The organism is Legionella steelei (assembly GCF_001468005.1).
Lineage (GTDB): Bacteria > Pseudomonadota > Gammaproteobacteria > Legionellales > Legionellaceae > Legionella > Legionella steelei.
This window is the reverse complement of sequence record NZ_LNYY01000005.1, coordinates 102,987-127,826: the sequence shown is the minus strand read 5'-3', so window position 1 is coordinate 127,826 and position 24,840 is coordinate 102,987. Positions and strand designations below refer to the sequence as shown.

Below are 24,840 nucleotides of genomic sequence, written 5' to 3'. Positions count from 1 at the left end.
CTTACTGTAACAGGCTTAGCAACAATTCAGTATTCTATTGTCAAAAAATTATTTATCCACAAAATCTGTGGATAACTCTGTGAACATGATGTACAACACCTTATAAAATCAGCCTAATTTAAACATGCTTCAGAACCTTCCACAGTGTCTCCAATATTTGGCTTGAGCGATTTTTTTAAATTTTATATTTCCGTTGATTGGATAAAATTTAACCTCAATAAAAATGAGATGATTAACAGCAAATTTTTTTTTAACAAATACTCAAGTCAAGACTGTTTTTTATTTTTTTCTTTGTTAAGATAGCTGGGTAAATTCCTTATTCATCTAAAAATACATCCTGTGGATAACTTCTCTAATCATATCGATTAATAAATACTCAAATCTCACTATAGTACTTGAAAAGCCTTATTACAAAAGGAGTATCGCTGATTTGCTCTTTTATGGCCTCAAAATCATTTATCCACAAAATCTGTGGATAAGCCTGTGAACATGATGTAAAACACCTTGTAAAATCAGCCTATTTTGCCTCTGCTTCAGAACCATCCAAAGTGCTTCTGAAACTTTGGTTTAAACGAGCACTTAATTTTTAATCCTTCTTTAAATCAGTAATTTTTTTGAGCAGTATAAAAATCTTGAGTACTTTTATTAAACGTTAAATTTTTTTAAAAAAAACCAAGTCAAGACTGTTTTTAATTTTTTTCTTTGGTACCATAGTCAGGAAAGTTCCATATACCTTTAATCTACATCCTGTGAATAACTCTTTTCATTATACTGATTAATTAAAACTCGAACCCATTTATAGTCCTTAAGAACTCTTATTTTAAAAGACCTATTTTGTCTTAAGCTTTTATTGCCTAAAAATCATTTATCCACAAAATCTGTGGATAATCCTGTGTACAAGATGCGTAATATCTTGTGGACTCCGCACCAGCCTTAACACACTCTAGATATTTCAGAACATTCAATTTAATGTAAGTTTTAATATAAAATAACTCTTAACCATGTTTAAATAGACCATTGATAGACTGAGCTTGGGATTCTCTAAGTAAAAACCAAGTTCTTATTTTTTTCTTACTTAGATTACATTAATTAAAAAAACATGACCCAACACGACAGATACTGGCAAGCAAAAAAAGTAACCCTTTTGGGGGCTATGTCAAATGCACTATTGGGTATCATAAAACTTATCGGGGGGTACTTTTTTCACTCTCATGCTCTTGTTGCAGATGGAGTTCACTCCCTATCGGATCTCCTCACAGACGCGATGGTTTTATTTGCTTCTAAATACGGCAGCCTGGATGCGGATGCCAGTCATCCTTATGGACATCAACGTATCGAAACCGCTGCAACTTTATTGTTATCTCTTTTACTTATTTTTGCAGGTATCGGTATCGCCTGGGATTCAATATATGACCTGCTCCACTCTAATTACGTCATGCCAAATTGGTTAACCCTACCAATAATTTGTATTTCCATCTTGAGTAATGAAGCGTTATTTCACTACACACTACATATTGGCAAACGCATCAATTCTAAATTGATTACTGCCAACGCCTGGCATCATCGTTCAGATGCAGCCTCTTCGCTTGTTGTATTAGTAGGTTTAATTGGCAGCATCGCCGGTTATAGTTATCTTGATGCGGCCGCAGCGATTATCGTGGGTTTAATGATAGTTAAAATGGGGCTGGACTATGCCTGGAATAGCGTCAAAGAATTAGTAGACACTGCCGTCAGCCCAGAATTATTAACACGAATTGAAGAAGTCATTCAAAATGTGGATGGGGTTGAAAGAATTCATCAATTACGCAGTCGTTCTATGGGAGAAGATGTATTAATTGATGTACATATTCTAGTTTCACCTACGATATCGGTATCTGAGGGGCATTATATTGCGCAACACGTACACCATGCACTCATCGATCAAATAGAAAGCGTCAAGGATGTGATTGTACATGTCGACCCAGAGGATGATGAGACTTCTTGCCCCTCTTTACATTTACCCAGTCGCAATGTCTTACAAGAACTCCTGTCAAATGAAGTCCATATTGATTTCCCACACATTTTATTTTGGAATTTACATTATCTGGATGGAACTATAGGCATTGATATAGTCTGTGATGAAACATTTACTCAATGGCAGGAGTTGCATGCTCGAGTCATTCTGGCATTAAAACTACAGTCTGATATTGTAGAAGTTCGCTTATTTAGCTTGCATGAGACCATGTATCACAACTAAACTATGTGGTTTGGGTTAAGTCTGGGTTGTAGTTTGAGTGCACAATTGTAGCCCGGAAGAAGCGCAGCGAAACTCGGGTTTAAGAAGTTTTTAATTCAAGTCAAGAAAATCCCCGAGCTCTGCTACTTCACCGAGGCTACAGTTTAGCTATAGAATTCTAGAATAAATAACAGGATAAACAATGGTATCTGCTACCAGTTTAAAAATACTTTTTGCGCTTTCTATTTTTATTGTCATCTTACTCGCCGGGTGGTATCCCTTTAGAAAACGCATTAAAGATGACCAACATATTGATCTTCCTATCGGTGAAACCCTAGCTACTGGCGTTTTTTTGGGAGCAGGCCTATTGCACATGCTTCCGGACGCGAATTCTTTATTTAAAAAAATGGGGTATAACTACCCTTTTGCCTTTATTATTACTGGTGCCGTATTTCTGGTCTTTCTCTGGTTTGAACATTTAGGAAAAGAACTTTATCACCATAACAGGAAACATCCTGCTTTTGCCATTTTAGCCTGGGGAATGCTCTCCATTCATTCTATAATGTTGGGTGCCGCCTTAGGATTAGCTCACTACAACTCCATGATTATTATGATTTTTCTTGCCATTATCACTCATAAATGGGCAGAAAGTTTCGCAATAGCGGTGCAATTAAATAAAAGCTCTATGAGTATGAACACCAGCCTGTGCTTTTTTATTTTATTCAGTTTAATGACACCCCTAGGGATCTACTTGGGTTGGTATTTTGGTCATGGCGTAGAAACCAAATCTTTATTTGATCCCATTTTAATTGCCGCCTCCGCAGGCACATTTCTTTATCTGGGAACGCTTCACGGTTTAGAACGCTGTGTTATGGTCGAGCGTTGTTGCAATCTTAAAGATTTTAGCTTTGTAATTATAGGTTTTTCACTTATGGCTCTGGTCGCGGCATATGTCTAAGTTTTTACAGCAAAAACCTATCATTCTTGCTTCGAGCTCCGCAATAAGATGCAAATTGCTGCAATCTCTGGGTATTGAGTTTTCCGTGGTTCCTTCTCATTGTGATGAAGAAGCAATTAAGGCATCCTTCAAGACGGGGAGCGCATTGGAGTTAGGCTATGCACTTGCCGCAAATAAAGCTTTAGAAGTAAGCCAGCACCATCCAGACCATTTTATTGTTGCCGCCGATCAACTGTGCTTGTTTGGTCAAATCATACTGAATAAGCCTTTAAACCATCCTGCAGCAATAGAACAATTATGCCTATTAAGTGGCAAAGAGCATGTGCAAATTGCTTGCCTTTGCATTGCAAAAAATAATCAAATGCTTTGGCAGCATCATGAAACAGCCCGCTTAACGCTACATCATTTAAATGAAACAACAATAGACGCTTATTTGCACAGTGAAAAACCTTATCATAGCTGTGGTAGTTACCAATATGAAAACCAAGGTAAATGGTTATTTAAAGAGGTTCAGGGAAATGAGGATACCATTTTGGGCTTACCTTTGCTTCCTCTAGCTCAAGCTTTAATGAAACTTGGTGCGGTGAGTTTCTAATTATTTCCTCTATTGTAGCTAAGCCCAGCATGTATTTCTTTATTTCAGAGCAATGGATTAGCACTTGTTTAGTGGGGCTTGCGTTAGGGGTCGCATGATGGAAATTTTGGAAAAGGAATTAACTCCGCAAATGCTGGGCTTAACAACCCAGCCTACACACCATTGTAGCCCGGAGCAATTCCTCCATAAATACACTCAAGTATCGCCTAATGAATTATTTGTATATATAAAGAACGTTTTGATATGATGCTTCATCATGATGATGAATTGAGAAATCAAAATGTACTTAAAAAGTGTAACTCCATATTCTAATTCAACCGATGCACGAAGATTAAGTCTAGAGGGATTAAAACAACAACATTCGCGATTCGTTCTAGATTGTGGCTTTTCTAGAGCAAACTTTCAAAGAGCAATTGAAGGATTACAAAATAACTACAGTGGCATTATTGTTACCCATGAAAGGATGATTGCAACAGTCCAGGAGCAAATTGCACAGAATGAAAAGAGAATTAGCGAGGTAGCGTTTTATGGAGAGGATGGAGAAGAACTTAAATCTCGAATTACGAGAGAAATAGAAAGACAAAACAAATACAAAGAAGGATTAACGGCACAGCTCGCCAAAACAAAATCTTTAAAATTTTTATTCTCTTTAAATCCAAGTGAATTATTTCAGGAAGCTGTAAAAAATAAACCTTCTGCACTACTCATTATCCAAACACCTGAACTGATTGCAAAAATTAGCGATGAGCAAATCGAGCATATTAGCCATCAAGATAGTGGGATGGTTCAATCTCTCGCTTCCATTTTGGCGGCACGTGAATATACCTCAGCAACCCCCACTATTTTTATTGCCTTACAACAACACACCCAGGCTGAGGCAGATAAACAATTTATTGCCGAAAAAGAAAATGCGGCAATCAATCATTTGTTGGTAAAAATTAATAGTTATCTTGATACAAAAATAGCACAAGCGCTGAAAAGCAATTCTCATCCATGGGCATTAGGATATTTTGGTTCACGTCATAAAGTAATCCAGGGTGATAAAAAAGTGTCTGTACCACGAGGTGTTTATGAATTAAAAGATCACCTAGCGCAACGTGGTAAACTTCCTCCAAGTGAAATCTTAGCTAAAATGCACAATACGTTGCATGCCAAGAACGTAGAAAATAAAAATGAATCCTTATTGGCGCAATTTAAACGCTTGATAAGTTATCTTTTTGGATGCTCACAATCACTAGTGACAGCGAAAGAATATGAATATCTTGAACAAGTCACCGAAGGAAAAAAATGTATGCCTTGACAAAACAGGTGCATATCAAAACAATACTAGAGCCTAATGAACCTTTGAGTGGTAGAAGTCTATCGCTTGTTTAGATGAAACAGTTTTACTCGTAACCAGGACTCAACATGCAAATTACAAAAATTCAAGCCCGTGAAATTTTAGACTCTCGCGGTAATCCTACTGTTGAAGCAGACGTTATTTTAAAAAATGGGACTCTAGGAAGAGCAAGTGTTCCTTCCGGGGCATCAACTGGAAGCCGTGAAGCGTGTGAATTACGCGATAATGATGCAAAACGCTATACTGGCAAAGGCGTGCAACAAGCAGTTGCTCATGTTAATCATGAAATTAACCAAGCACTGCACCTTTTTTCTGTTGAAGATCAAGACGCTTTAGATCATAAATTATGCCAATTAGATGGCACAGAAAATAAATCACATCTTGGAGCCAATGCCATTCTTGCTGTATCACTTGCTGCAGCTAGAGCGCGCGCAAATGAACATCAGTTGCCTCTGTATGCTGCATTAAATCAAGGCGAAGAAATGAGCATGCCGGTACCTATGATGAATATCCTAAATGGCGGTGCTCATGCGGATAACAATGTTGATATTCAAGAGTTCATGATTATGCCTGTAGGTGCTGTTGATTTTCCAAGCGCATTACAAATGGGAACTGAGATTTTTCATGGATTAAAATCCGTTTTAAAAAAACAGGGATTAAATACAGCAGTGGGAGATGAAGGTGGTTTTGCACCCAATATTAAATCGAACCGTCAAGCTCTGGATCTGTTATGTGAGGCAATCGAAAAAGTTGGATATAAGTTAGGTGATGAGATAGTGCTTGCTCTGGATGTTGCCGCTTCCGAATTATATGAGCAAGGTATGTATCATATGGCGTCCGAAAATCAAAAGTTCACCGCAACACAGCTCATTGAATATTATGATAATCTTGTCAATAATTACCCTATTATAAGCATTGAAGATGGCCTGGATGAAAAAGATTGGGATGGCTGGAAACAATTGACCACCCAATTGGGTGGAAGAATTCAATTAGTCGGCGATGATGTGTTCGTTACTAATCCAAAAATTCTGCAAGAAGGCATTACGCAAAAAGTAGCTAATGCCATACTTATTAAGGTCAATCAAATTGGTACTTTAAGTGAAACCCGACAAACAATTCAATTGGCCCATCAAAATGGCTATCGTTGTGTCATGTCACATCGCTCCGGTGAAACAGAAGATACCTTTATCGCCGATCTTGCTGTTGCTACAGGCTGCGGTCAAATTAAAACCGGCTCGTTATGCCGTACCGATCGCGTCGCCAAATACAATCAGCTATTGCGCATCAATGAAATGGCCACATTACCTTATGCAGGCAAAACCATTTTGAAAAGATAGATTGTAACATCATAAATAGCCTGGGTGCAGCGCACAGCGAAACCCGGGTTTTCTACCATAAAATTCAGGGCTCCGCTACGCTACCTAGGCTACATGTTTTACGCTCTATTTCTTAATCCTCTGCAAAATGAATATTTGTATTGTACTTAGTACGATTAAGACAAAAACTACTGCGAAAAACTTTAATATTTGCTTCATTTGCAAATACTCTACGTGCAAATTCATTGTAATGATTCATATCCGCAACATGAATTATAAGTAAATAATCGGTTTCGCCGGAAACAAAATAGCATTGCTTCACTTCCTCTTGCTCCGCCATTTTACGTTCAAAATGCGCGAGCAAATCTTCTCGTTGCTTTTCCAAAGTAATATTTGCAAAAACAATGAGCCCTCGTCCCGCTTTAAAAGGATCGACTAAAGAAACATCGTTCACAATAATGCCTTCATCACGTAACCGTTTTACGCGGCGAAAACAAGGAGGAGCAGAAATCCCTACTTTTTCAGCAAGAGCCAAGTTAGTAATTTGATTGTCTTTTTGTAACAAATTTAAAATTTTTCTATCAATTTTATCTAAATATACTGGTTCAGTAGTCTGTTCCAGTGAACGTTTTTCTCCATATTTTTTCATATATTACCCAAATTTCAAAATTAACCATTATAAAATGAAATAAAACATCATTAAATTAAAAATTTATTAATTTTTATTTCATGATACATTCATCACCTCATTAAAAGACCTAAAAGGAACCTATCGTGATCAGAACAGCTCAGATTGATGAAATTAATCTCTTAAACCAGCTCATTGAGCATTCGGCACGTGGATTAAGCCAAGAAGACTATTCAAAACAAGAAATCGAAGGCGCAATCCACTCCATTTTTGGGGTGGATAAAGAACTGGTCATGGATCAAACTTACTACGTCATCGAAAAAGAAGGTACTGTTATTGCCTGTGGTGGATGGAGCAAACGCAAAACTCTGTTTGGTGGCGATCAATGCAAAACACGTGAGGAGGGATTTTTAAATCCACAAACAGATTATGCCAAGATAAGAGCTTTTTTTGTCCATCCACACCATGCTCGGCAAGGGTTTGGAACCATGCTTCTAGAATATTGTGAACAACAAGCTTTATTCCATGGATTTACAAAAATGGAAATGATGGCAACGCTACCTGGCGTAAAACTGTACCAAACCTGTGGGTATCAAATTGAGCAACCAGAATATTTTGCTCTCCCGGATGGGAAACAATTTAAAATGTTAAAAATGATAAAATATTTATAAAATTAGTGAATGCTTTGTAGCCTGGATGCAGCGTAGCTACACTCAGGCTACATCACAAACCAGCTATTTTTTAGAATGATAATCAGGAATTTCCTTTGGATAACGACCTCTTATAGTTCTAAAGAAATCGAGAATTTTCGGAAAGTCACTATCAATATCTCCCGTAGGTTGGAACTTCTCATGAATTCGCAGTTCTTTAGTTGCATAGTCAGGTGCAACCATCACTATAGGCAAACCTGCTTGGCAGGCAATATGATAAAACCCTTCTTTCCAGCGTGTGACTGGGCCACGCGTCCCCTCTGGAGTAATGGCCAATTTAAATTCATCAAGAGAACGAAATATTTCTACTACCTGGTCTACAGTCTTATTTTTTTTGGAACGATCGACTGGCGCCCCTCCTAATGCCCTTAACAATAAACCTAAAGGAAAAAAGAACAATTGATTTTTTGCTAAAAAGTTAATTTTAACGCCTACTGAAAAACGAGCAAATAAACCCACAACAAAATCCCAATTACTTGTATGAGGAGCCACGACAACCAAATATTTTTTATCTTGTGGTAGTTCTCCGACAACTTTCCAACCAAACAGTTTTAAAACCATACGACCGAATTTTTTCATAAGCAAAATCTATAATTATTTTTTTTTAGTATATACAAATTATCCTATTGATACACCTCTATCACATGACGAGTCTAATTGACCTAAACAAGTAAAACAATAAATAAAAAAATGAATAAAACCCTCAATTGTACAATATTTATACTAAAATGATACATATATAGGTGGAGCTATGGAGTGCCAAATGAATAAGCAAGATCCTGCACTTAACTTTTCCAATCCACGTTTACTGGCGACTGTTTATTATGGATTGCTATCCGTTGTCGGAACGATACTTATCGATGCTTTTCTCACAACAATTGGCATCGAAGAACTTGTTCCTCTTTTTAAAGCGATTATTCTAGGAATGATTGTCGCTTCAATAACTGGAGCGATATTTGGGAAACGTCTTGTTCACTGCCCTAGACCCTACAAACGTAAGACCTTTTTATTAGGTTTTATTATGGTATTGGTTTCCTTGCCATTTTTTGATCTAGGTCTGGTACTCTCTATGGACACATCAAATAACCAAGTATTACCAATAACCAATGTACATGATTTTGTGCATGTGTACCTCATTGTCCTTGGTTACAGCTATATCCTTTTTGGTGTTTTACTCGCCATTGCCTCAGGTTTAGCTTCAGTCTATTTACGCGGTCATTTTGTTTATCATATCTTGCGAACAGACAGACGAGAAAGTCATAGTTTACCTCGCTATGTAAGTGCCGCTGATAGAATCAAACCAAAACCCAAATCCGTATCCAAAAAACCAGTCAGCAAAACGCGTACTTTGCAGCGCAAAAAAACTTAAGTAAAATCGTTTACTATTCAACAACGGAACCCCTCATCCTTGTATGTGTTAGGTAATTCGTAGACAAAAAAAGCTAAATAACCCTAAGCTGGGCTTAACAGCCCAGCCTGCATCTGCCATTTTTGTCTACGAATTAACGAGCATGTCCCCAGTTCAACGAGGGATGACCGGAGTGGCGCAAGACTACAATGAACTACTTTGATCTGGATTTTTATGCCAATACATACGTTTACTGATAAAGAGCAGCTTTTTCTTCTTTTAGCGCAAAAAGCCACTGTACTCACTCCCAATAACCGACTCAGTGAAACAATCCTGCAGTATTATTTTGCTCAATGTAAGAAGCCGACCGTAGATAAGCCCGCATGTATGCCGTTTCGTGTTGCGCTAAGCAAAGCCTATGAACAACTCAACTTTATTAACCCACATAATACCCACCCCACCTTATTAAACAACGCTCAATGCCAGTATTTATGGCGTAAAATAATCCAAGAAGAATCCAACATCACCTACAGTGATGGACTTCTTCAAGCAGTAATTAGTGCTTGGGAGCGCTGTCAGCAGTGGCAAATTAATCTGCATGATTCAGCCTTCAATCACACAGCACAAACGCGACAATTTCAACGCTGGTGGCAATTGTTTGATAAGCAATTAAAACGCCACAATTTTATTACTGAACATGCGTTAATACCCTATTTACTCCAAGCCAATAGTTCTTTCTTTTCTCAAAATGTTGTCTGGGTTTGTTTCGATGACTTCACTCCCCAACAAGTGCTTTTACAGCAATGCCTGGCACAAAAGGGTTTCCTTCAATATCAATACGATTTAAAGGACAAGTTGTCGAAAACTGAACTATTAGCCGCCGAAGATAACAAAGAAGAATATCAACAGCTCATAGCATGGTTGCATTTAAAGATTAAAGAAGGGGATCAACATATTGGAGTCGTTGTTCCCAATTTAGAGCAAGAATCTCATGCATTACAAAGAACTTTAGCACAGCACTTTGAAACAACTTCTTTTAATATCTCCTTAGGCCAATCTCTAAGTAATTTCCCTTTAGTAGCCCATGCTTTATGCTGGCTTAACTTAGATGACACCCATCTCAATCCACATCAAGCCAATTTGCTGCTGCAGTCACCTTACATAGGCAGCTCTAAAGAAGAATTCATTGCACGTTCTGAGTATTTGCAAGAAGGAACGTTACTGACAAATCATTCGATCCCCTTAAAACATTTAATCAAGGAACTGCAAGATCACGTCCCAAAACTTGCTACACTATTGAATCATCTCACTCCCTATCCTCAAGAAGCTACGGTAGAAGAATGGATACGCTTATTTCAAAAACGTCTCAATACTTTAGGATTTCCTGGAGACTATAATCTCAACTCAGAAAATTATCAGTGTCTTAATCGTTTTATCACGGTTTTTGATGAGCTAAGACAATTCGCGTTATTTAACTCGAGCTTCACCAAATTGGAAGTACTTGAGCTGGTACAACATCTGATAAGAAACACTATTTTTCAAGCACAAAAAACAAGTGCACCGATTCAGATTTGTGGTTTACTGGAAGCGTCAGGATGTGAGTTCGACAGTTTATGGGTTATGGGCTTAACTGATCAATGCTTGCCTCAAAAAGTACATTTATCTGCCTTTATCCCGCCACAGTTACAACGAGAATTATGTATGCCTCATAGCTTACCCGCTCGTGAACTACAATTTGCACGCCAGATTCTCCAACGATTACAAAGAAGTGCCGATTCCGTTGTATTGAGCTACGCTCAATTGCAGGCTGACACACCCAATTTGCCGTGCGCCTTAATCACTGATTTTCCTAATTTTGAATTACTACCAACAAATGACGCATTAAAAAAACAACCTGATTTAATGAGTGCGGAGGAATGTTTTAATGTTCCATTATTGACCGAAGAGCACATTCATGGAGGCACAGCAATCCTTTCGAATCAAGCGAAATGCCCTTTTAAAGCATTCGCTGAACACAGACTGCGCGCAAAAGCCTCCTTGCCAACAACCGATGGTTTGGACAATAAAAAGCGAGGACAAATTATTCATAGGGTTATGGAACTGCTGTGGCAAAAGTTGGAAACTCAGCATAACCTTCTTCATTTAGCGCCCAATATTCTGGAACAGTATATTGAAGAGGCCATTCATACGGCTTTAGAGCCTCTAAAAAAACAACTGTGTGAATTACTCTCCGATTCAATTCAAGAAGTGGAGTACACACGCCTCAAACGACTGGTACAAACTTGTCTTGAATGGGAAAAACAACGTCCCCCTTTTGCAATTGCAGCCATAGAGCAATCTTATGCAATTAATTTAGCAGGTCTTGAGGTACAAGTACGTGTCGATCGCCTGGATCAGGTGGAAGATAAAAAATGGGTTATTGATTACAAGAGTAGTCTTCCTGCTAGCAAACCTTGGAATGAAGAACGACCTAAAGAATCACAGTTATTACTTTATGCACTACTAGATGAACAGATTAATGCGTTATTACTCCTACAAGTAAAAACTGGAAAAATAAATGCCATGGGGTTTAGTGAGGAGAAACTAAATATCAGTGGGATTACTCCTTTAAAGAAAGAAGAGACATGGACAGAGTATAGAGAGCTCTGGAAAAGGCAACTAACGGATTTAGCTCAAGAATTTCAAGAAGGCCACTGCCCCCCTCAACCGGCTCATTTAACGATTTGCCAACATTGTGACTTTCAAAACTTATGCCGATTTCAAGTCGAGTAGTAATCCCCTCGCCATCTAAGCCAACAGGGATCTCCAGTATAGGTATGACGAAAAATAGTATGTGGGCATTGAATCGTAGAAAATCAGGGCAGTTTGACCAAGAAAATAGAAATGGAAATAGCACCTAAAAAAATAAGATTACTTGTTATGTCGAACTCACTTTAATTATGATATAAGACATTTAGACCATTCCTCTCAATTGAAATGGTTATAACCCATGGTCCGGACAATAATAATAAAGAGATGAATCATGCCTGTTAATCATAGTAAATTTGAACCACGTTTAAGCAACTGTGACAAAGAATTACAAAAAATATTTGATGGTCTGCAAGTTGACGGAAAACTGCAATGGCAAATAGATCAAGTAAAAGATTACTATAACCTGTCTTATACCAAAGCAGTTTCTGAAAAAAGAATCACAGAAATTTTAATCAGCTATGAACTATTTATAGCGCGATTAAAACAAGTAAAAAATGGGGTAATAAAACCCAAAGAATTAATAGATGAAACTGGAAGTGCCTGTGAATCGAGAAAAATTAGCATTTTATTTCATAATCTCACCAAGGCATGCGAATTAATGTTCTATGCGGCCACCGCATTTTCCCTGTATGCAGGAATCTTTGGCATTGCACTACCTGTACTGATTGTCCAACCTGTTTTAGGTGTTGCCGTAGGTATAACTATTGTTGGAGGCCTGCTTGCAGCAGCATATAAAGCATTGTCGTGCTTTACTGAGTTCAGATCATTTAGCCGCCATGATGCTGAATACACCAATGAAGTCAGTTTGATTTCTTTCTTTAAGCCAAAACTACCAAAAACAGTAACCTTAGATCCGATAAATATCGATGAGGATGCTGAGATAGATAAGTCGTGTTGTTTCTCATAAATCCTGTTTTAACTCTCAAAGCACCTGGGTAAAGCGAACCTGAAACACGGAAATCATCATTTCCGCTGCTTTACCCAGGCAGCACTATCCAAAGATTCTGACTGCATATGCTCTAAGTATTAAGACGTTACAATTGCGAAATTTAAGCAGATGTTTAATAATGATAAAATCACTGGACAAGGGAGTGAATATGTCACTCAAACTAATTAAAACTCGGATTCTATGTTATGGCTTAATCACCAGTTTACTGAGTAGTTGCTTTCATCCACCTTATAATAATTTTAAACCGGTACACCCTATGCCTAAAAGAGTAACTACAGGAGCCGTTTTCGGTACTGCAGTAGGCGCAGCAGTAACCGGTAACGTGGCTGGTGCATTAGCAGGTACCGTTGCCGGAGGTACTGTGGGTGCCATTGTAGCGCTTAACAAAGCCAGTCGACGCAGCATCATTAAAGAACTAAATAAAGAAAATATCCAGTATGTACAGTACGGGGATACAATGACCTTGGTTGTACCCGTTGATAAGTATTTTATGTTTGAAAGTCCTCGTCTTAATGAAATTTGCTACCCTGGTTTGGAAAACATTATAAGATTGTTAAAATTTTACCCATTAAGCCCCGTTTATGTTGCCGGGTTCACCGATGATGTCGGTTCGCGCCACCATAAAAAATTAATGTCCCAAGCCCAGGCAGAAACAATGATGACCTTCTTATGGGCAAATAATATTCCAGCTCAGCTTCTTAAAGCCGAAGGTTATGGCGATAAAAATGATGTAGGTGATAATAAATTGATTCATGGCAGTGCATTTAATCGACGCATTGAAATTCAATGGTTCAATAGTTATGGGACTAAGACTTGTGCAACCTGCCCAGCTCCAGTACCATCACCTGTAGTTTATGCAACCAAGTAAGGCAATTTAATGCGCTCAAGATTTATCGGGGGAATTCTTTTAATCGTTGGAACATCTATAGGCGGGGGTATGCTGGCCCTGCCTGTTGCCAATGCGGCTACAGGGTTTTGGCAATCGTCAATCTTTCTATTCCTTTGCTGGGTATTTATGACTTTAGGGGCATTTTTTATTCTTGAAGCAAATCTTTATTTACCTAGAGGGAAGCATATGGTTTCTATGGCACAAGCTACTTTAGGTAATTATGGCTTGCTTGCTGCCTGGATAAGCTATCTTTTTTTGCTTTATACCCTACTATCAGCCTATATTTCTGGAGGAGCTGACGTCTTAAATAGTCTTCTTTTCAAAATAGGATTACATTTGACGGATTGGCAGGCCAGCTTGTTGTTCACTTTTGTTTTTGGCTTAGTCGTTTATGGTGGCATCCGCTATGTGGATTATGTGAATCGTGGCTTAATGTTTGGTAAATTAACAGTGTATTTTTTGTTAATACTGCTTATCGCACCACACATAGAAATACAACATTTGTATCACGGCGATATGCGCTATATCGGTAGCGCGATTATGATTTTAATTACCTCTTTTGGATTTGCCATCATTGTACCGAATCTAAGAGATTATTTTGATGATGACGTAAAGCAGTTGAAAAAAGTTATTCTTATTGGCTCGCTAATCCCTTTATTTTGTTATTTAGCTTGGGATGCGGTAATTATGGGCGCCCTGCCTTCTGAAGGCAGTCAAAATCTTGAGAGTTTAATGCATAACCCGCATACGACAAGTGCTCTGGCAAGCATGCTCTCGAATAAAGTACAAAATACAACCATCAGCGCCCTATTTAACTTCTTCACCTCCATTTGCATGCTCACTGCATTTCTTGGTGTTTCTTTATGCTTATACAGTTTTCTTGCCGATGGTTTAAAGTTACGCGAACAAGGAGGCCATGGTCTGGGATTGTTTTTACTTACTTTTGTCCCGCCACTACTTATAGTCATTTATTATCCAGGCGCCTACATCCATGCTTTGGGTTATGCCGGTATCTTTTGTATCATATTACTGCTACTTTTACCTGCTCTTATGTGTTATTTTGGCAGGAGAAAACATCATTCTGCCTTTATCGTTCCAGGCGGCAAATGGACCCCGATTGCTGTAGTTGCTGTTTCGATCGGGCTATTAATACATGAGTTTTACAATTTGATGTAGACAATCTGGTGAGCCCTCATCCGTCCTTACGGGCACCTTCTCCCTTGTCGGGAGAAGGGATGCTTGCTTTACTTAAGAGAGGATCCCTCCTCCACTTGTGGGGAGAGAGGTCAGGGCAAGGAATATCTCATCTGAAAAAAATTTTTTACCTTCATGTGGGAATATAAATTAGAATTTTATGCATCAATTCTGAATTTTAAGGGCTATGATACGATTGACTATAAATGAATAATAAAGTATCATATTGAATTATTTTTATACTATTTTGGATTATATCTCATGATCAATTCAAAACTAATAGGTGGAATATTACTTATAGTAGGAACGTCAATAGGTGGAGGAATGCTAGCCTTACCTGTCTCTACAGCGGAAGTAGGCTTTAGCAATTCAATTTTCTTCTTATTCTTTTGCTGGCTGGTCATGACTGCAGGTGCCTTATTACTCTTAGAGGTTAATCTACGTCTTCCACCAGGCAGCAACATGATATCCATGGCTAAATCCACTTTGGGTTTACCGGGCCAAATCATTGCTTGGATCACGTACTTATTTTTACTCTATACCCTCCTCTCAGCTTATATTTCAGGTGGCAGCGACGTATTCAATAGCTTATTGCATAAAATGAATATTAATTTGCCTCCCAGCGTCACTGCGATCCTATTTACACTTTTATTCAGTTTAATTGTTTACAAAGGCATACGCTCTGTAGATTATGTGAACCGTGGTTTAATGTTTGGAAAATTAGGCATATACGTTTTATTAGTTGCAATTATTAGCCCTCATGCTTCTACGCTGGGCCTAACTGATGGTTCAGCACGTGCTTTTACAGGCACTTTAATGATTTTAATTACTTCATTCGGCTATGCATCGATAATACCCAGCTTACGAGACTATTTTGGGGATGATGTACGCAGCCTAAGGCGAGTGATACTCTTCGGTTCGCTTATCCCTCTTGCATGTTACATTGTTTGGGATGCGGTCATTATGGGCGTTGTCTCTCGTGAAGGAGAAAATGGACTGCTTGCCCTCATGAATTCAGAACATGCTACCAGTGGATTAACAGAAGCTTTAAGCCAATCCGTTCAAAATCAATGGATTAGCGGATTCTTCGGCTTTTTTACTTCCATCTGTATGCTCACCGCATTTTTAGGTGTCTCTTTAGGATTATTTGATTTCCTGGCGGATGGATTAAAACTAAAGAAATCAGGAAACCAAGGAAAATATATTTTGCTCTTAACATTCCTTCCTCCACTCGCAGTAGTTCTATTAAATCCAGGGATTTATCTGCATGCATTAAGCTATGCTGGTATCTGTTGTGTTATTTTACTGTTGTTATTGCCTGCGATCATGGCATGGAGAGGCCGTCAAACATTAATCACAACAGAAAGCCACTTGGTTCCTGGAGGCAATTCCAGTCTTGCACTAATTGGTTTAATTGCTACCAGTTTACTCATGATTGCGATTCTGTATTAATACGGTCACTTAAATAGCGCAATATTCCCCTTTTTTTTAAAACATTGTAGCCAGGGTGCAGGTCCGAAGGACCAAAACCCTGGAACTCTCATCAAAACAGGAACCTACACTATCCCTTGCGATGCCGGCATAACCTGATTTCCCAGAATCCGCTACGCAGTCCCAGGCTATAATCATTCTTATTCCTAATTTTTAGCTATAATTTAAAAGAATACTCTGTTCAATAAAAACACAAGGAGGTTGTTATGTTATATTGGGCTCTCATATTTTTTATCGTAGCCATCATTGCCGCTGCATTTGGATTTGGTGGAATTGCAGTAGCGGCTGCAGGAATTGCAAAAATTTTATTCTTTTTATTTCTTGTTATCTTTGTCGTATTTCTTGTAATGGGGCTACTTGGTCGACGTCCTCCTCCCCCACTATAAAATAGGACAGCAAGTCATTCCGAGAACTGCGAGGGGTCTCTTTCATAACACAGCTACAGAATGGAGATACTTTGCCATGCTCGGGATGACGAGGAGTTCACCTCACTGCATTCAAGTACAATATGCTTGGTCTAATCAAATAACTTAATTTGCATTGCTTGCGATGAGCTTCGCCATGCTCTTTTCATAATTTCAGTATTAAAAGAAATACCAAAATCACCATTTCGATTCAGCGCAATAACGCCCATTTCCCTATTTAACTGCTTATTGCGTTCATGAATTACATAATCACATGCCTCCTGGATGGACATATCAAATTCCATCATCATAGAGATAGCATGACCAACCACGCCTCTAATTAAATATTCGCCTACCCCTGTTCCAGACACTGCGCATGTTGCATTATTAGCATAACATCCAGCACCAATCACACAACTGTCACCAATTCGTCCTGGAAGGCAATTACTGGTTCCACCTGTTGATGTTGCTGCAGCAAGATTTCCTTGTACATCTAAAGCTACGGCACCTACTGTCCCTTTCATTTTCTTATTCTGAATGTCTTCCATAGTCTCTATTTTATTGAGCTCTTGATACATTTCATACTGATGAGGGGTGATAAAATAAGACTCTGCTTCCATGTCTAAACCATACTTTTTTGCTATTTCTAAAGCACCGTATCCTGAAAGAAAGACATGTCTCGTTTTCTCCATCACTAACCTTGCCAAATAAATCGGATTTTTTACAGTGCGTACCATAGACACAGCGCCGGCTTGTAACTCTTTGCCACTCATGATCGAGGCATCCATTTCAACTTCACCGCGAGAATTTAATGCAGAACCTTTTCCTGCATTAAATAATGGATTGTCCTCTAGAATACCAACTGCCGACTCTACTGCATCTAAAGCAGAACCACCTTTATCAAGCACTGAATAACCCATTTCAACTGCTTGAGCTAGACCATATGCAAATTCCTTTTGATGTTCTTGCAAGAAAGAATAGTTTTCACTAGCGCCACCATGTACTGCGATTGCAATTTTATTCATCACGTTATTCCGTCATTTAGATAATTTATTGGGAGGGATTGCGGGGTTTGCTAAGGTGCGATTTGCAATAGAAAATTGACATCCCTTGACCAAAAGATGCACAATTAAATTTTCAACAAATACAGGCTCCCCTTCTTCAACATCGGTGATATTCGTTTGATCAATATTTCTGCCATCAATAATAACTACCATACCCGAGCCATAACACTCTGCCTCTGAGCCATTGCGAATGACCAGAGCCGTATCCTCACCCAAGCCAATACCCAATTGTTCTGGGTTCATAATAATTGCATGTGCAAGTCGACTAAATCGACCTCTTTTAATGAAATGTGTATCAATAATACAAGACAATAAGATCCCTAATCCTGAAGAGGTTAACAAGTTTCGATACCTTAAAGCCTCTGATAAACCGCCCCCGGTAATCATTACCGTGCCCATAACCATAGCTCCAGCACTGGTACCCGCAATAATAAAATCACTATCCAGCAGATATCGTTCTTTAATAATATCAACAATAGGGGTGCCACCTAATATTGTTGATAAGCGAAACTGATCACCTCCGGTAAAAAAAATAGCTCCAGTATCTTCTACTCTTTTTAAATACTCATTATTGCGTGCTTCACTTCTTTTTTTTATAGGAAGAAACCCAATGTTGTTATAGCCCATATCATGAAAAACTTTTTGGTATATTTGTTTTACTTCATCCTGAATTTCTGAACCCGTTGTAATAATTTCTATTTTCTTATTTGATGGAGGTAATAATTCACTTAAAATCTCGTAACGAGTAAATTCTCTTTTTTGCTCAAAAATATCTACTGGTTCATTGTCACCTTTATCCTCTGCACCACCGATAATCAATAACTTAGCTTTGGGTATCATTGTAAACCTCATTGACCATCATCAATTGTTTTTCCTTTCTCTTGAGAAAATTGGTGGTTTCAAATACATCCTCAACCGCACAAAAGATAAAAGTATTGGGTTCCGCCATTTCCATCATATGTTCAATCGCCTCTATCTCATCTGAAATAATATTTAAAGACGGTTTAAAGTCTGAACGAAGGATTCCGGCAATAAAAAGTTGGTTCATTTCATGGTGGGTTCGTCCGCGTCCATCCTTATCATGACGAATGACAATTTCATCAAACATGGAGGCAACATGATAACCCAACTGCTCTATGTCCTCATCACGGCGATCACCTACTACCCCAATAATTCCGATTTTTTTAGCACAAGGAATCGAAGCAAGGTAATTTTTTAACTCACGAAATGCACCTTCGTTATGTGCATAATCGAGCATAATTTGACAATGAGGAAAGTGAAAAAGATTCATCCTGCCAGGAAGATTTTCAACTGTGGGGAAAAACATCTGGAGGGCTTCTTTTATTTTATCTAAAGAGAAATGACTGATAACTCCAGCTAATACCGCCGCTAAGATATTTTGGATCATGCTGGTTGCAGAACCTTGGAAACTAAGCGGTATTGATTTGACATCCGCCAGAATAGTCCGTTCCGATCCTCGTTGAACAACAATATTCCCTTGATCAAGATAAGCAGCCAAGCCACCTAAACTACAGTGCTTTCTAATCTGTGGGCCATCACACAGACTAAACAAAGCAATGTTGCAGTGTAAATCATGTCTTAAGTCATAGCTTAGCCTGTCGTCAGCATTCAAAATAGAATATCCTGTTTCTTTGGTGCTGCGTCCAACAACCGCCTTGACCTCCGCCATCTCCTCCAATGTATGAATATCATTTAACTCTAGATGATCGCCAGTAATATTAGTTATCACACTGATATCACACTCATCAAAACCTAAGCCCGAACGTAAAATCCCCCCTCGAGCACATTCTAATACTGCATAATCAACCTCAGGATCATACAAAACTGCTTGCGCACTAGCTGGACCGCTGCAATCTCCTCTATAGATTAATTTATTATTGATATAAATGCCGTCAGTGGTTGTATACCCTGTATAATGATTTACAGCACGTGCAAGATGAGCAATCAATCTGACTACGGTTGTTTTTCCATTAGTACCTGTAACTGCGACTATTGGAATTCTTGACGTTAAATTTGCTGGATACAGCATATTTAAAATCGGCTCAGCTACGTTACGTGGCTTACCCTCATTAGGTGCCAGATGCATTCTTAATCCTGGGCCTGCATTAACCTCAATAATGGCTCCATGATTCTCATTAAGCGGACAACTAATGTCTTTTGAAATAACATCTATTCCACAAATGTCTAAATTCACGAGACGTGCTACACGTTCTGCAAGAAAGACATTAAAAGGATGAACCGCATCGGTAACGTCTTTAGCTGTGCCACCAGAGCTTAAATTTGCAGTTTCTTTTAAATCTAAAATATGATCTTTAGGTAAAACACTTCCCAGAGTCAGATTATTTTGTCTTAAAATAGAGTACGTCGATTCATCAATTTTGATTTTTGTCAGGATATTTTCATGAGAGTCACCTCGATTGGGATCCTCATTCGCCTGTTGAATTAATTGATTAATTGTCAGTTCTCCATTACCTACAATTTGCGCAGGTGTACGCTTGGCTACCGCCACCACTTTATGATTTACCACTAAAAATCGATAATCATTTCCAGATATGAAGCGCTCTATAATCAATTGATCGGAAAATTTTTTTGCGAGCTCATAACCAAAATTTGCTTTATTAAGATCGCTAATATTAGTCGTTACGCCCTTTCCATGATTGCCATTAAGTGGCTTAATTACTAATGGGAAACCTAATTGTTCAATCGCCTCATTTAGTGCCTCCTCAGAACTAATAATCATTCCCTTAGGCGTTGGGATAAAATTTGCATTAAGGATACACTTAGTCAACTCTTTATCGGAGGCAACGTCGACACCAATTGAGCTTGTTTTCGAAGACACAGAAGCCCATATCTTTTTTTGATTTCGACCATATCCCAATGTAATTAAGGAACTGTTTTCATAACGCTTCCAAGGAATTTTTCTTTTTTGGGCTTCGTCTACAAGTGCTTGAGTACTTGGTCCCAAACCTTGTTTTTTAAAAATCTCTTTTAAATGATTGATTGCTTCAGCAAGCGGATATTTATTGCCTTCTGCGATAGCGGTTATGAAGTCGATTGCTGTTTTTCCGGCATACAATCCAGCCTCTTCAATCTGATAGGCAAAAATCACATGGTAAACCCCATAGTCCTTAGTCCCATAAGTTCGACCAAAACCACAGTCCATGCCTGCAAGGCATTGCAACTCCAAAGCAATATGTTCAATCACATGTCCTAACCATGTGCCATCCTCAATTCGTGTTAAAAATCCACCCTCAATCCCCAAAGAACATCGATGACTGTGTAAACTAGGTAAGGCCTGAATCAGTCGCTCTTTGAATCCAGCGATACGATTTGTTGGAAGCTCTTCATATTTCCCTAGATCGAGTTTGATAACTATGAGTTCTTTTCTGTAGTTTGACCAATAGTTAGGCCCATTTAAAACTTGGGTTTTTAAAATGTTCATTTGCTTTCCTTGGCATAAAATGAATTACTAAAAACTCCTTTTAGCATAGGAAGAATTATTAAATTCTTCAAATCTATTAAAAAATAATTCATTCATGAGTTACAGGGAACTAGGGTAAACGCCTAATTAATTGAAAAAAATATATTTTTTAGAAAAAGTTACCTGCATACCTGGGATAGGCATGCAGGTAATTAGATTTACTTTTTCACATTACAAGTGATTTGTGTACAGTCTCGACAATGTTTTTGTGCAAAAGCAAATGATTTAGAAGCAGAACCAGTATGATCAGACATTTTCTTATCCGCGTCTTGATCTGCTCTTTTTTCACTAGAACTTGCATTGGTAGTACAAACCCAATTTGTTCCCATAGTAGTCTTAGGGCTTTTTGCAGTAGAACTTGAGCTCGTGCCAGTGGCATTTGAACCCATAGTATTATCATTAGCAAACGAAGCGACAGAGACTACAAAGTAAACTGGTAAAAAATATTTTTGATAAGGAGCTCATGATTTTTTACCTCCTGTATAAAAACCAGTTATTGTCGTCGTAAATGCAGGTGCTGAAAAATTTGGCCAATGATCTTTGTCAAAACCAGGTGCATTTTGCAAATGGTGCTTCTCAACATTGAGAATAAAGCAATCATCTTTATTGTCGTATAAAAAAAGATTCCAGGGCACCGCAAAGTATTTATTTCCAAATCCCAGAAAACCACCAAAATCTAATACGAGATAGCTTACTTTTCCGGATTGTTTATCGATAACAACCTCTGCTATCTCACCGAGGTTTTCATGTGCGGGGTTCATTACCTTAGAGCCTGTTAGCTCGCCGGATTTAACAATTCCTCTGTTTTCCATAATTAAACTCCTTTTTATAAAGCGAAATCACTGTTCATTTTTAATGATGCATTTTCTTTTGAAAGTCGTGTACTGCTTTTTTGGCTTGCTCTTCCGTATAGCCATAATGTTTTCTTAGCTTTCCAAAAATTTCCTCTTGATTTCCTTCAATTTGTTTTAGGTCATCGTCCGTAAGTTTTCCCCAAAATTGCTTCATTTGACCTTTGATTTCCATCCATTTTCCTTGAAAAATATTCTGGTTCATTATGTTCTCCCTAAAATGTTTAAACCAATAAGAAGAGTTCTTATTAGTGCAAGTAAAGGCTAGTCAATAATTTCCAAAAATGCAAAAAAAGAGAACAAAATATGCAAAATATAGGCAAAATTATGGGGGGGGTTGTATTCGTGATTATCCTGAGGATAATTAAGGTTTACATTATAATTTCCATTACCGTAACAGGATGTCCTTTAAAACGGTCAGTATCGATAATGTTCCATCCCAAAGATTGGTAGTAATTGGGAATCGTTCGATCAAAGGCAAAAAGATACAGAATCTCATACCCCATTTTTCTTGCTTGCTCTTTAGTTACGTCAATAAGGCGTTTACCGAGTCCTTGGTTTTGATACTCGGGCTTTACGGTTAAGGAGCCTAACCATGGCATTAAATCAGGGCGAATACCATCATTTTCGCGTAAACTGCACATCCCTACTGGTTTTTTTTCATCAAATGCGACAAACGTCATAGGCATTTTATCGTTATTCGCATGGTCAAGAAAACGCTGCTCTACAACTTCAAGTGGCACATCAGGTAACCAAATTTTTCCAAGAACTTCTCGCCAAATCCGGGCAAGTTCAGGGATCGCATCAAGATTATTTTGCAAAAGATCAATTTTTATCATTTTTAAATGCCTATGAATGTTCCATTTACTTCGATGCACTACCGTCATGCTCGCTTACTCTAGAAAACTATTATCTCATAAATTATCTGTTTTTTAGAGCACTCTTAGCTTCACCACACTCTAAACTATCATCAATATTCATCTATACTAAAAAAATAATTTGTTTGCAGAAAGGAATAATAATGAATACTCTTTCCGGTAGCGGACGTGGTGATTTTCATACTCTTTATCTAGGCCGATCTGTAGACGATCTCATTATTGAGTATATGGAAGAAAATAATATTCCTGGGATGTCTCTGGCGATTGTTCAAGCGCCCTATATTACACGAGTAGTCGGCTATGGATTCGCGGATACAGAAAAAAAGCTTTTAGTCTCGACACGTACACTCTTTCACGTGGGTCAATTAACCCATGCATTTACTGCAGTAGCCATCATGCAATTAAAAGAAGAAAAGAAACTGCAGCTAGATGACTTAGTGTCTGCTTATATTTCAATTCCGCAAACATGGCAAAGTGTCACCATTCGAGAATTACTAACCCACAGTTCAGGAATACCCGATTACACCCAATGTGACGGTTTTTCTTTCCATAAAGATTATAAACCTAAAGACATTTTTAGTTTATTTAAGGATCCAGGCTTATATTTTCCTTCAGGCACCAAAATGCAAATTAGTGCCACCAATTATTACTTATTGGGGCTTATTATTGAAAAAGTCAGTCACATGAGTTACGAGGACTATGTAACAAAAAATCAAATTAATCGTGTGGGTCTAAAACGAACATTTTTTGTCAAAAATAAAACATCAATTGCTAATGAACTGAACAAAGATGCTCCTCCCTTTAAACATAGCGAATTTTTGCATAATCCTATCTATATAGACCCTATGGAAGTTGCTCTAGGCTATAACACAGAGAATGAAGCAATCCCAGAGGTCACCTGGACAACCACTATGTCACATAGTGGCGTTATCGCCTCTGCAGAGGACATTAGCATATGGGATATCAGCCTGGCAGGGACCATTTTAGTTAAAGAAACAGAGAACAGAGATTTCCTTTATCATTGTATTACCTTAAATAACAAAACCACCATTCCAGGCAATGCAGGCTGGCTATTTCCGGGACACCCTGGGTTAATGGAAATCAAAGGCAATATTCCTGGCTTTTCAGCATTCTTAAGTCGTTTTACTGCAGCAAACGAACTTTTATGCGTTACCCTTTTGGCTAATAAGGAACATTTAATTGATTTAGATATTCTCGGTCGAAAAATTGCGGCTGCATTTGACTTTAAGCTGGGCGCTCCTGAAGGGTCAGGTTCACAAGCGTTACAAAGTCCTTACTCTGTCACACAAACAATAGAACGAGTAGTTGATATTGTGACGCAACAAGGCGGAAAAATATTTGCTCATATTGATCACAGCAAGGAAGCACAAAAGGTGAATCTCACCCTACTTCCAACTGAAGTTCTTATTATAGGTAATCCTGCAAAAGGCACCCCATTAATGCAAGAAAATGCGGCAATCGCACTGGATTTACCTTTACGGATAATGGCTACTGAAGACCATGATGCTCAAGTATGGTTAAGTTTTGCCGATCCAATTCAATTAGGTAAGGAATACCAATTACACAATAAAGAATTAAAACAAATTGCCAGCGCATTGCGCATGCTTTGCGAAAAAGCTGTATCTGCACAAAGTATTCTTTAAACGTAGCCTGGATGAAGCCAAACGAAACCCAGGTTCCTCCATTTTAAATGAACGTGTACCTACCCTTGAGCATTCCCGGAAAAATTTGCCGCAA

General features: G+C 38.3%; 23 protein-coding genes. 14 read left to right on the top strand and 9 right to left on the bottom strand.

The features are described from left to right. The first annotated feature begins 1,099 nt into the window (after positions 1-1,099). From Lste_RS01945 to eno, 5 genes are all read left to right on the top strand, one after another. A complete protein-coding gene (locus tag Lste_RS01945) occupies positions 1,100-2,236 on the top strand; it encodes a cation diffusion facilitator family transporter (protein ID WP_058509405.1) in 1,137 nt (378 codons plus the stop codon). Positions 2,237-2,417: 181 nt separating this feature from the next. Then, on the top strand, positions 2,418-3,173 hold the full coding sequence (locus Lste_RS01940) for a ZIP family metal transporter (RefSeq protein WP_058509404.1): 756 nt from the start codon (positions 2,418-2,420) through the stop codon (positions 3,171-3,173). Beyond that, the gene (locus Lste_RS01935; RefSeq protein ID WP_058509403.1) at positions 3,166-3,768 is read left to right on the top strand and encodes a Maf family protein; all 603 of its coding nucleotides are present in this window, start codon (positions 3,166-3,168) and stop codon (positions 3,766-3,768) included. The genes Lste_RS01940 and Lste_RS01935 overlap by 8 nt, the downstream gene beginning before the upstream one ends. Positions 3,769-4,048: 280 nt before the next feature. After that, entirely contained in the window at positions 4,049-5,068 is a 1,020-nt protein-coding gene (locus Lste_RS01930) for a hypothetical protein (protein ID WP_058509402.1), read from the top strand. Between the two features lie 107 nt (positions 5,069-5,175). Beyond that, positions 5,176-6,444, top strand: a complete 1,269-nt coding sequence (gene eno, locus Lste_RS01925) for a phosphopyruvate hydratase (RefSeq protein ID WP_058509401.1) — start codon at positions 5,176-5,178, stop codon at positions 6,442-6,444. 112 nt (positions 6,445-6,556) lie between these two features. On the opposite strand, the gene Lste_RS01920 is transcribed toward eno, so the two are convergent. Then, positions 6,557-7,072: an Lrp/AsnC family transcriptional regulator gene (locus Lste_RS01920; protein ID WP_058509400.1), complete on the bottom strand. Its 516-nt coding sequence runs from the start codon at positions 7,070-7,072 to the stop codon at positions 6,557-6,559. Positions 7,073-7,197: 125 nt separating this feature from the next. On the opposite strand from Lste_RS01920, the gene Lste_RS01915 reads away from it, so the two are divergent. Further along, the gene (locus Lste_RS01915) at positions 7,198-7,722 is read left to right on the top strand and encodes a GNAT family N-acetyltransferase (RefSeq protein WP_058509399.1); all 525 of its coding nucleotides are present in this window, start codon (positions 7,198-7,200) and stop codon (positions 7,720-7,722) included. 63 nt (positions 7,723-7,785) lie between these two features. Here Lste_RS01915 and Lste_RS01910 read toward each other — a convergent pair whose 3' ends face one another. Continuing rightward, positions 7,786-8,340, bottom strand: a complete 555-nt coding sequence (locus tag Lste_RS01910) for a 1-acyl-sn-glycerol-3-phosphate acyltransferase (RefSeq protein ID WP_058509398.1) — start codon at positions 8,338-8,340, stop codon at positions 7,786-7,788. A gap of 184 nt (positions 8,341-8,524) precedes the next feature. On the opposite strand from Lste_RS01910, the gene Lste_RS01905 reads away from it, so the two are divergent. The 7 genes from Lste_RS01905 (at position 8,525) to Lste_RS01875 (ending at position 16,769) form a co-directional block, all read left to right on the top strand. Continuing rightward, positions 8,525-9,130 carry a hypothetical protein gene (locus Lste_RS01905; RefSeq protein ID WP_058509397.1) on the top strand — a complete coding sequence of 202 codons (606 nt, stop codon included), beginning with the start codon at positions 8,525-8,527 and terminating at the stop codon, positions 9,128-9,130. A 213-nt stretch (positions 9,131-9,343) separates the two neighbouring features. Beyond that, positions 9,344-11,881 carry a PD-(D/E)XK nuclease family protein gene (locus Lste_RS01900; protein WP_058509396.1) on the top strand — a complete coding sequence of 846 codons (2,538 nt, stop codon included), beginning with the start codon at positions 9,344-9,346 and terminating at the stop codon, positions 11,879-11,881. Between the two features lie 250 nt (positions 11,882-12,131). Continuing rightward, positions 12,132-12,767, top strand: a complete 636-nt coding sequence (locus Lste_RS01895; RefSeq protein WP_058509395.1) for a DUF5638 domain-containing protein — start codon at positions 12,132-12,134, stop codon at positions 12,765-12,767. Positions 12,768-12,957: 190 nt separating this feature from the next. Beyond that, the gene (cmpA, locus tag Lste_RS01890) at positions 12,958-13,677 is read left to right on the top strand and encodes a C-OmpA-like family protein CmpA (protein ID WP_058509394.1); all 720 of its coding nucleotides are present in this window, start codon (positions 12,958-12,960) and stop codon (positions 13,675-13,677) included. Positions 13,678-13,686: 9 nt separating this feature from the next. Then, positions 13,687-14,874 carry an amino acid permease gene (locus Lste_RS01885; RefSeq protein ID WP_058509393.1) on the top strand — a complete coding sequence of 396 codons (1,188 nt, stop codon included), beginning with the start codon at positions 13,687-13,689 and terminating at the stop codon, positions 14,872-14,874. A gap of 279 nt (positions 14,875-15,153) precedes the next feature. After that, positions 15,154-16,344 (top strand): amino acid permease, encoded by a 1,191-nt coding sequence (locus tag Lste_RS01880; protein WP_058509392.1) that lies wholly within the window; start codon positions 15,154-15,156, stop codon positions 16,342-16,344. A 245-nt stretch (positions 16,345-16,589) separates the two neighbouring features. Beyond that, positions 16,590-16,769: a DUF1328 domain-containing protein gene (locus tag Lste_RS01875; RefSeq protein ID WP_058509391.1), complete on the top strand. Its 180-nt coding sequence runs from the start codon at positions 16,590-16,592 to the stop codon at positions 16,767-16,769. Positions 16,770-16,900: 131 nt separating this feature from the next. On the opposite strand, the gene Lste_RS01870 is transcribed toward Lste_RS01875, so the two are convergent. The 7 genes from Lste_RS01870 to Lste_RS01840 form a co-directional block, all read right to left on the bottom strand. Continuing rightward, on the bottom strand, positions 16,901-17,812 hold the full coding sequence (locus tag Lste_RS01870; protein WP_058509390.1) for an isoaspartyl peptidase/L-asparaginase family protein: 912 nt from the start codon (positions 17,810-17,812) through the stop codon (positions 16,901-16,903). 12 nt (positions 17,813-17,824) lie between these two features. Further along, positions 17,825-18,691: a cyanophycinase gene (locus Lste_RS01865; protein WP_058509389.1), complete on the bottom strand. Its 867-nt coding sequence runs from the start codon at positions 18,689-18,691 to the stop codon at positions 17,825-17,827. Continuing rightward, complete coding sequence (gene cphA / locus Lste_RS01860) at positions 18,675-21,314, bottom strand: cyanophycin synthetase (RefSeq protein ID WP_058509388.1); 2,640 nt, start codon at positions 21,312-21,314, stop codon at positions 18,675-18,677. Before cphA ends, Lste_RS01865 begins: the two co-directional genes overlap by 17 nt. A 197-nt stretch (positions 21,315-21,511) precedes the next feature. Then, on the bottom strand, positions 21,512-21,742 hold the full coding sequence (locus tag Lste_RS01855; RefSeq protein ID WP_058509387.1) for a hypothetical protein: 231 nt from the start codon (positions 21,740-21,742) through the stop codon (positions 21,512-21,514). A 72-nt stretch (positions 21,743-21,814) separates the two neighbouring features. Then, positions 21,815-22,165 carry a PRC-barrel domain-containing protein gene (locus tag Lste_RS01850; protein ID WP_058509386.1) on the bottom strand — a complete coding sequence of 117 codons (351 nt, stop codon included), beginning with the start codon at positions 22,163-22,165 and terminating at the stop codon, positions 21,815-21,817. A gap of 40 nt (positions 22,166-22,205) precedes the next feature. Next, positions 22,206-22,409 (bottom strand): CsbD family protein, encoded by a 204-nt coding sequence (locus tag Lste_RS01845; protein WP_058476887.1) that lies wholly within the window; start codon positions 22,407-22,409, stop codon positions 22,206-22,208. Between the two features lie 166 nt (positions 22,410-22,575). Further along, positions 22,576-23,043 carry a GNAT family N-acetyltransferase gene (locus Lste_RS01840; protein ID WP_058509385.1) on the bottom strand — a complete coding sequence of 156 codons (468 nt, stop codon included), beginning with the start codon at positions 23,041-23,043 and terminating at the stop codon, positions 22,576-22,578. A 182-nt stretch (positions 23,044-23,225) separates the two neighbouring features. On the opposite strand from Lste_RS01840, the gene Lste_RS01835 reads away from it, so the two are divergent. Next, complete coding sequence (locus tag Lste_RS01835) at positions 23,226-24,746, top strand: serine hydrolase (RefSeq protein WP_058509384.1); 1,521 nt, start codon at positions 23,226-23,228, stop codon at positions 24,744-24,746. Positions 24,747-24,840 lie beyond the last annotated feature (94 nt).